General features: G+C 61.4%; 6 protein-coding genes. 2 read left to right on the top strand and 4 right to left on the bottom strand.

Annotated features, from left to right (window positions below):
* Positions 1-431: 431 nt before the first annotated feature.
* A complete protein-coding gene (locus ONB25_14845; GenBank protein ID MDZ7394162.1) occupies positions 432-809 on the top strand; it encodes a protease inhibitor I42 family protein in 378 nt (125 codons plus the stop codon).
* Between the two features lie 97 nt (positions 810-906).
* Positions 907-1,869: a C1 family peptidase gene (locus ONB25_14850; protein ID MDZ7394163.1), complete on the top strand. Its 963-nt coding sequence runs from the start codon at positions 907-909 to the stop codon at positions 1,867-1,869.
* Positions 1,870-1,971: 102 nt separating this feature from the next.
* On the opposite strand, the gene ONB25_14855 is transcribed toward ONB25_14850, so the two are convergent.
* The 4 genes from ONB25_14855 to ONB25_14870 form a co-directional block, all read right to left on the bottom strand.
* Positions 1,972-5,229 (bottom strand): PDZ domain-containing protein, encoded by a 3,258-nt coding sequence (locus ONB25_14855; GenBank protein MDZ7394164.1) that lies wholly within the window; start codon positions 5,227-5,229, stop codon positions 1,972-1,974.
* Between the two features lie 54 nt (positions 5,230-5,283).
* Positions 5,284-7,365, bottom strand: coding sequence for a S46 family peptidase (locus tag ONB25_14860; protein ID MDZ7394165.1), 2,082 nt, complete (start codon positions 7,363-7,365; stop codon positions 5,284-5,286).
* 107 nt (positions 7,366-7,472) lie between these two features.
* Positions 7,473-8,558, bottom strand: a complete 1,086-nt coding sequence (locus tag ONB25_14865; protein MDZ7394166.1) for a Mur ligase family protein — start codon at positions 8,556-8,558, stop codon at positions 7,473-7,475.
* 130 nt (positions 8,559-8,688) lie between these two features.
* On the bottom strand, positions 8,689-9,334 hold a 646-nt coding region (locus tag ONB25_14870; protein ID MDZ7394167.1), incomplete at its 5' end, for a T9SS type A sorting domain-containing protein.

Below are 9,334 nucleotides of genomic sequence, written 5' to 3' on the forward strand. Positions count from 1 at the left end.
AGAAAGAAGCAAGGTGCACGCTGAGAGACACTCTGCTCGTAGCAGAGACCGCCGTCGGGTACTCCTTGGGAAAACAGTTCGGCAAACAGACAAGAAGGCACAAAGATGCTCGAGGGCTCGTGTCTTCCGGGAGTTCATTGGGACCACCGCCATGCTGTGCCTGCTGTCCAGAGCCCGCTCCTCCTTGCCGGCGCTGCATATTTCGCTTGACATTCAGCGCGAAATTGCATACCATACAGCGCGAGGAAGGATATTGAGCCCTCTCCGCACGAACAAAGAGTGTCGACTTTATGATCTGGGCATGGGAAGGACTCACCTGAGGAGTAGGCCGTCCGCCGGTGGCGCGGGACTACTGTTGGGCAATTGCCAGCATTAGGGGAAGAGCCCCGTGTGCTCGCGGGTATCTTGAGGTTAGGGGCAAAGGAGCTGCCATGAAATTTGTTTTTTGCGCCATTGTGGCCCTTGCGCTAAGCAGATGCAGCAACCACGGCGACCGCACAGAGCTGACGAAAGCTGACCACGGCCGAGTACTTCATCTGCGCCAGGGAACCGAACTGACCGTCTCCTTGGAAGGCAACCCTACCACCGGATTCACCTGGGAAGTGGCTGAGCTCGACTCCGCCGCCATTGTGCAAGAAAAGGAGGCTGAGTTCGTCCCTCACTCGCGCCTGATAGGCGCACCAGGCACTTTCACTTTTCACTTCAGGGCATTGAAGAAAGGGACCGCGACGCTACGCCTGGTGTACAGGCGGCCATGGGAAAAAGAGGTCCCGGCGGATACATTCAGCGTGCGCGTGGTAATCAAGTAACAAAGCTACTCCCCAGCACCCGTCAGCCTGGTGAGCTCTGAGAACGAGTGCGTACATGGTACCATGTGCTTCTCAGCTTGACAGTGGAGGTGTGGCCATGCGACGGATACTTTGTGTGGTTTTCGTGCTCCTGCTGGCGTGGGGTGTCCTTCTTGGCCAGCAGATCAGCCGCGCCCAGGTTGAGGCGCAGTTGCAGCGCCTGCAGGCCGAGTTGGCCACCGGGCGCTACTCGTTCACAGTGGGGCACAATCCAGCCCTGAATTTCAGCCTGGAACAGCTCTGCGGTTTGCGTGAGGCACCTGACTGGCGGAAGACCGCTCGCCAGCGCTCTCTGGCCACCCTTAGGCCGGCCGTGGTGCGGGCCCTGGAGGCGCCGACAGCCCTGCCCTCCTCGTGGGACTGGCGCCAGCACAACGGCGTTACGCCTGTCCGCGATCAGGACGGATGCGGCAGTTGCTGGGCCTTTGCTACCGTCGCCTCGTTGGAATCGGTGCTGATGATCAAGCAGGCGCTTTCGACTGACCTGTCCGAGCAATACCTGGTTTCCTGTAACACCTCCGGCTGGGGGTGCAATGGAGGCTGGTGGGCGCATGACATGCTGGTCAATCCTGGGGCGGTGCTCGAACAAGACTTTCCCTACGTGGCCAGCGACGTGCCCTGCGGTGGACCCTACAATTACCCGTACAAGCTCACCGGCTGGGCGTACGTGACAGGCGAAGATGCCATTCCTGCGGTGGAAGCCCTCAAAAAGGCAATCTATGACTACGGCCCGGCCTGCGCCGCAGTCTACGTGGGGCCATTCTTCCAAGCCTACACAGGGGGCGTGTTCGATAAGGATGAGGCGCCAAAAGGGGGACTGCTCAGCTGTTGCCCTGCCCCGGCCAAGGTCAATCATGCCATCTTTATCATCGGCTGGGATGACAGTAAGGGGGCCTGGCTTCTCAAGAACTCCTGGGGTCCGGGCTGGGGAGAGACATGTGGCTACGGCTCGGAAGGTGGCTACATGTGGATCAAGTACGGCATAAGCAACGTGGGGTATGCCGCGGCAGTAGCTTGGTAGGCCTCAGGTCGATTATCTGCCTGTATTGGCTGCAGGTGGAAGGCACACGAGCGTGCTTCCACCTGCAGCAAGTCCCTATTTAGAGAACGCCGGCCGCCCCCCTTACTTCTTCACCCTCACCGGATACGGCGGCCGCTGAGGCCTACGGGGGGGATTCTTCTCCAGCTCAGCCATGACAACCTCGATGGCCTTTTCCAGCTGGGGGTCGTGCCCGGCGATCACCTTAGCCGGTTCCTGCTCAACCTCGTAGTCGGGCGGTACGCCTTCGTTTTCCACTACGAACCCCTCCTCAGTCCAGATGGCCAGATTGGGTGCGGTCACATAGCCGCCATCCATCAGCACCGGGAAGCCGAGGATGCCTACCAGGCCGCCCCAGGTGCGCTTGCCCACCAGCGGACCAAGGCCCAACTTGCGGAACATCCATGGGAGCAGGTCGCCGCCAGAGCCGGCGTTCTCGTCGATCACCATCACCTTGGGCCCAAAGATCGCCCCGCTGGGGGTCACAAGGTCCTGCCCATAGCGTAACGCCCAGTGGCAAATGTACGGCCGCCGCAGGTGGTCGATGTAGTAGTCGGCAACCTGTCCGCCGCCGTTAAAGCGCTCATCAATGATGATGGCCTCCTTGTTGGTCTGCGGGAAAAAGTAGCGCTTGAAGTAGGTGTGGCCCAACCTGGCGGTGTTAGGCACATACACGTACGCCACCCGCCCGCCGGTTGCGGCATCTACCTTGCGAATGTTGCCCTCCACCCAGTCGCGGTTGCGCAGGTCACTTTCGTCTTTGATGGGCACCACCTGCAAGGTGCGCGCTCCGGTGCCGTCCGGATTGGGCCCCACGGTGATTTCCACTATCTTGCCGGCGGTATTCTCGAAACGGCTAAAGAGGTTTTCCGGCGGCCGCAGCTCCTTGCCGTTCACCGCAAGCAGGTACTCGCCGGCCTGCACGTCGATGCCCGGCTGTTTGAGGGGTGACTCCAAGTCCGGGTTCCAGTTCAATCCGCCGTAGACCTTAGCAAAGCGATAGCGACCGTTTTCGACCACATAGTCGGCCCCGAGAAGGCCCCCTGGTATGCGCTTTGGCTTGGCCGGTTGGTCGCCTCCGCTCACCCGATGGTGCCCCACAGCTAGCTCGCTGCACATCCACTGGATGAGACGGTTGAGGTCGTCGCGGCACGCCAGATGAGGCAGGAACACCTCATACTTCCTCTTCATCGCCCGCCAATCGGCTCCGTGGAAATTGGGGTCGTAGAAGTAGTCGCGATTGATCCGCCATGCCTCGTCAAAGATCTGCCGCCACTCCGCCTGCGGCTCAATGCGCACCTCGATGGCGTCTATGTTCAGCCGTCCCTTGCCGGGGTCTATCTTGTCAGCCACCTCCGCAATCGCCCAGGACTCGCCGGCCCGATACAGGAGCTTCTTACCATCCGCGGTCAGCTGGTAGTCATCCACCTTCTCCAGTATGACCTTGTCCTCCTTCTTGTCCAGCTCGTAGCGATGGAGCTTCGCGCTGCCTCCAGGGACGTTTTCCAGGAAATAGACCTGACGTTCCTTGCCCACCTGGAGGTCCCGGTAGTCCCCTTCCGGGAGGGGCAGTGCGACAATTCGCTCGTTGATCCCGGCAAAGTCAATGACCACTCTGCTCGTGGGCTTTTGTTCGCGGACCTTTTCCTTGCCTTTCTCCCCCTTGTCCTCCTCGACCTTGCCCTTCTCTTCATCGCTCTGCTTGGCCAATGGGGAAGGGGTTTCCTTCTGCAGCGAGGCCAGATAGATGGCGTTCTTCATGCGTACGTCTGCGTTGGACATGGCGAACCAGTGCTTCACCGGCCCGGCGTCGGTGGAAGCAAAGAAGTAGAGGAACTTGCCGTCAGGGTCGAAAACCGGATCGCTGGCTTCTGCCATGCCATCGGTGAGCGGCCACGACTTGTCTTGCTCGATGCTGTAGACAAAGATCTGCTGAAAGTAGGCGGTATTGGTCAGCGTGTACGCGATCCAGCGCGAGTCCTGCGACCAGGCGCCGCGGATGGAGCCAAACGCGCCAGGCATGTACAGCGCCTCCTGGGCGATCCTGGCAATGCGGCCGCTTTCGATATCCACCCAGAAGAGCGTCCGGGCATTGTCTGCGAAACAGAGCTTCTTGCTGTCCGGCGCCCAGGAGATGGCGTTGTAGAAGCCTGCACCTCCTGGCTTGAAAGTCCGGGAGGGTCCTTTGCCATCCTGCGGGGCGATGACTAGGGCGTACTCCCCTGAGGCATCCGAAAAGTAGGCAATGTACCTGCCGTCTGGGCTCCAGGCCGGGAAGCGCTCGTGCGCGCCTGGGGTGTTGGTGAGGTTGCGGGGGTCACCCTTTTCCGCCGGCACGGTGATGATCTCGCCGCGGAATTCAAACACTGCCCGCGCCCCGGAGGGCGAGATGTCCCTGCTGCGGATCCACTCGGCTCCTTTCACATAGCGGGGGCGTAGTTCTAACAGGTCGGCGGTGACCCCCACCCGCAGCCGGCTCACCTGCCCGCTCTCCAGGTCGTAAATGTGCAGATACCCTGCCTGCTCGAAAATGATTCTGCCCGCTCCTGCCGAAGCCCCCAGTACCGGAAAGTCAGTGAAAAACGTCAGCTGCTTAACCTCTTTGCTGATGGTATCATAGCAGAACAGGTTGAATTCACCGTTGCGATCGGAGCGAAAATAGACCTTGTCGCCCACCCACATCGGGTCGGTGTCGTTGCACCGTCCAGGCGGCTGCGGTATCTTCTCCACGCTGTGGTCGGCGAAGGTGTAGAGCCAGATGGTGGCGACGGTGCCGCCGCGGTAATGTTTCCATTGGTGGAACACCTCTCGCACCGGCAAATACGCCAGCCGCCTCCCGTCCGGCGAATAGCAAGCCTTGAAGCCCACCGGCAGTTCTAGCTTTTGCGGCCATCCACCCTGCACAGGGACGGTGAACAGCTGAGCGTAGCGGCTGGTGAAAGAAAAGCGGGGCGAATAGAACAACACCGACTTGCCGTCTGGGGTGAAACCGCACACCACATCGGGTGCCGGATGATAGGTGAGGCGCGTGGGGACCCCGCCAGTGACCGGCACCACGAAGACGTCAGTGTTCCCATCGTACTCGCCACTGAAGGCAATCCACTTCCCATCCGGCGAAAAGACGGGGTTGAATTCCCTCCCTTCGCCTGAGGTGAGCCGGCGCGCATTGCTGCCGTCCTGCTCTGCAAGATACAGGTCGCCTGCGTAGGCAAAAGCGATGTGCTCGGCACTGATGGCCGGCTGAGTCACCATCCTTGTGTCCACCGGGTCGATGGCGCCCACCATTGCCACGCCCACCACGAGCAAAGGGGCAACCAGGATGCGTACAACCCACCTGCGCATGGCTATTCCTCCCAGAAAACGACAGGGGTGAGCTCGAAGCTCACCCCTTGTCCCTTACTTCACGCCTTCGATCTCATCCGCCAGGGGCCCGGCGTCGTACAGCTTGCGGAGGGCCTCGCTGATGTAGCCTGTGTGCACGGCCACGGCCCGGTTGGCCTCCTCGTCATAGACAAAGCGTCCTACCAGACTCTCAATATTGCCGTCAAAGATCAGACCCACCACTTCCGCCTTGGCGTTGATGACCGGCGAGCCCGAGTTGCCGCCGATGATGTCGCAGGTGCTGACAAAGTTCACCGGTGTTGACAGGTCCAGCCGATCCTTGCGCTCCCAGAACCGCTGCGGCAGGTCAAAGTCCTTTTCGCGCTCGAAGCTCAGGGCGCGGTCGTACAGGCCATAGAGCGTGGTTTTGTACGGCGCCTTGGTGCCATTCATGGGATAGCCCTTAACAGCGCCATAGGAAAGTCGCAAGGTGAACGTCGCATCAGGATAGGCGGACTTGCCGTAGACCGCAAAACGGGCCTGGGCAATCTTCTCGGTAGCGGGCGTCAGCACGCTTTCCACGTGCTTCTTGTTCCATTCGATATCCGCGCGCATCATCGGCTCGAGTTTGCGCATGAGCACGATGAGCGGGTCGGTGCATGCCTGTACGGCGCTTTCCCCGCCCTCAAGGAGGGACCTGCGGAATGCCACGTCGGCAAGTTTGGTCCCTTGGATGAGCTCTGCGGCAACCTCCTGCGGCGGACGCCCGTTCAGCACGGTCTTGATGAAGGGGTGGTCAGCGCCCAATTGCTCCAGGGAAAGAGCCAATGCCCCCCCGAGGTTGGCCTCCTCCAGGTCGTGGTAGATGGGCGCCGGGGAGAGGAGGCGGAACTTGAGCTCCTCAAGCTCGGAATCGTGGTATCCGGGAAGACGCTGACCGTCCGGCTTCTTGACTTCGATGCTGTAGAAGACCAGCGTGGAGGCGAAGCCAGCCAGGCGCGAGCCCATGACGCGCCCGTAAAAGCGCTCCTTGGCCCTGGGCGCCTGCTTCCTGATGACCCGCGCCACCGTGTCCCACGCGTCGCCATAGGCTTTTTTCCACTCTGGCTTGGAGGCAACCAGGGCGCGAAATTCATCCTCCGCTTTCTTGCGTCTGGCCATCAGCTTGGCATCCAGAAGGCCCTGGTACTCGCCGGTCATGGCCTTTTTGCTGTTCTCCAGGCCAAAAATCTGCACCAGCGCCCTCCGTTCCTGCTCCGGCCCACGCTTGGCATACTCGCGCAGAATGGCAATGCGCTTGTTGATATAGTCGAGCACCATCGGGTACTGATAATCGCGCTGGAACAGGAGCTGGTCGTAGGTGTAGAGCCGGTCCGTGGAGCCAGGGTTGCCGGAGACAAAAACCAATTCCCCGTCGGAAGCCCCTTTGGCGTTCCACTTGAAGTAGTGCTCTGAGTTGACCGGCCTGTCGTTCTCGTAGACGCGGAAGAAGGCCACGTCCAGGTCGTAGCGCGGGTAGGTGAAGTTGTCAAAGTCACCGCCGAAGTAGGCCACCTGCCGCTCCGGGGCAAAGACCAGGCGCACGTCGGTGTACTTCTTGTAGCGATAGAGCCAGTACTCGCCGCCATGGTAGAGGCTGATGACGTTTGAGCGCAGCCCGGTCTTCTCCAGACTCTCCTTCTCGATGGCAGCGATGGCCGCACGCCGGGCCTCCAAGGCCTGCTCTTGAGTCATCCCTTTCGTGACCGCCGCCCGTACCCGCGAGGTGACATCTTCCATGGACACCAGGACGTTTACTTCCAGGTCTGGGCACTTGAGCTCTTCTTCAGGCGTAGCGGCATAGAAGCCGGTGGCTACAAAGTCATGCTCGGGAGTGGACACCTTCTGCAGCTGGCCCACCGCGACGTGATGGTTCGTCATCACCAGTCCGTGTGGGCTGACAAAGGACCCCGATCCGCCGTCCATGAAGCGCACGCTTGCCAGGCGCACGTGGTCCAGCCACTCCTGCGTCGGGGTAAAGCCATAGCGCTCCTGGAGGAGTTTGGTGGGGGGATTATCGAGCGTCCACATCCCCTCGTCGGCGAGCCCTGCGCCCGCCATACAGGCCACAGCTAGCACCCCCAGAAACCGTCGCCACATCTTACAGTGCAATCGCATTGTGCACCTCCGTGATGGTTCCACTGCACGAATGATTGACGCTTATCGAGACCTGCTTGCGCTTCCCAATACGGCCCTGCTGTGCACAAGTTTCATTCGAAAAAGCGTCATGACTTCTTCATCCCGGCACAGAGTTCGATCAAAGCGCGTCCCATGCCTCCGATGTTGCCTATCCCCACGACTGTTGAGCCGGCACGGGCTAGGGCGGCTATCCTTTCCTGCACCTTTTGCGGCGGCACCTGGCCGAGAATCTCCAGCGGCAGACCGGCTCTTGCCAATTTCGCCAGGCGTTTCTTCATCGCCCAGGAAAGCTCGCCCACGACCAGGTAGTGATCCGCCCGCAGCAACGAGCCAAGGTGGCCGACGAGCTGTACGGTGCGCAGGGGTCTGTCGCGTCGCGCGTTCAGCACTACGATTAGCGGGCGCTCAGAGTCAGGCCGCAAGTGGAGGTGTTCAAATATGGCTGCGGTCGACTCGGCGTCGTTGGCGGCGGAGGCGTTGACAAAGCGCACGGTGCGGCCCGCCAGAGAAAGGCCCATCCAGGTGAGGGCCCCGGGGTCTGGGCGCACGCGCCCCATCCCCTGGAGCGCAACCTCGCGTTCCACCCCGAGCTGGCGGCACACAGACAGTGCGCAGGCCACGTTGGCTGGATGTTCGTAATAGTCGAAGCGGGCCATCTCCTGGGGTGAGGGATGGTCGACAGCGCGCACCACCTCCACCCGGGCCCCTTTGCGACGCGCCGCCCCGGCGAGGGAGGGCCCCAACGCCTCCTGGTGGTCCGGCCGCACATTGGTGATCACCGTGACGTGGGACTGCATCAGGTGGGACTCGAGGAATCGCTGGAGCTCCGGTGCAGTAGCCATGCACTCCGCCACCAGGGCATGGGCCTTAAGCTGCGCTGCGCGGCGCGTTACGTGGAGCTGCTCGCGCACATTGGCCGGCCCGCGCCGATGGACTTCCTGCTCATGGCCATCGGGCAGGATCAGCCGCCGGGCGCTGCCGGTGGTCTTCGCCACTGCGCGCATGCCCGCCCCATTGAGCCCGGCGGCAATGAGGCGGGTCACCCAGGACTTGCCCCGCGTGCCGTTGACGTGCTCCCGGCCGTGAATCGCCCGCAGCGCACGACCGTGCGCCCAGCGCTCCGCAGTGCCTGCGGCAACGAGTACCGCAGTCAACACAAGAACAAGGTCCAAGTGTCACTCCTTGCCTCGCAATCCGGTGCACTATACGCAAATTGGGGGAGAAAATCAAGGGGAAAGATTGGGAAATTCAGAGGTGACAGAGGCGGGTCGGCTGCAGTCACCGACCGGCCATCAGGAGGGCTCAGTACACCAGCGTCATCTTGCGCACCTGCACCACCTGCCCGGCACGCAGGCGACAGAAGTAGACCCCTGCAGGAACTCGCACGCCATCATCGCCGCGGCCGTCCCACACCACCGAGTAATGGCCGGGCGCCCGGTGCTCATCGGCCAGCAGCCGCACTCTGCGCCCGCTCACGTCAAACACCTCCAGCTGCACATCCGCCTGACTGGGCACGCCAAAGCGCAGCAGCGTGGAGCTGTGGAACGGATTGGGAAAGTTCTGCGCCAGGTAGAAGCTTTCGGGTGTTCCTGGCCGGTCCCGGTGCACCCTGGACTGCGTGCGGTGGTACACCAGCACCCCACTCCCCTCGGTGGCGGCGTAGATGTAGCTTGGGTCTTTCGGGTCGACACGGATCTTCCTAACAGCGACAAAGTGAGAAGGAACGCCCTCTTGGAACTGCTGCCATGTTGCGCCGGCGTCGTAACTCACGTAAATCTCCGTCCCCGCCGCGTAGACGATGTTGGTGTCCACCGGGTCGATGGCCACGGAGACCACACAATGTGCCTGGCCCAGGGCAATGCCAGTGTTTGCAGGCACCCACGAGCGTCCCCCGTCCAAAGACTTGTGCACACCCCAGTCATAATAAACTGCGGCAAAAAGCGTCCGC

It is taken from the genome of candidate division KSB1 bacterium (assembly GCA_034506335.1).
In the GTDB taxonomy this organism is placed as follows: domain Bacteria; phylum Zhuqueibacterota; class Zhuqueibacteria; order JANLFK01; family Oleimicrobiaceae; genus Oleimicrobium.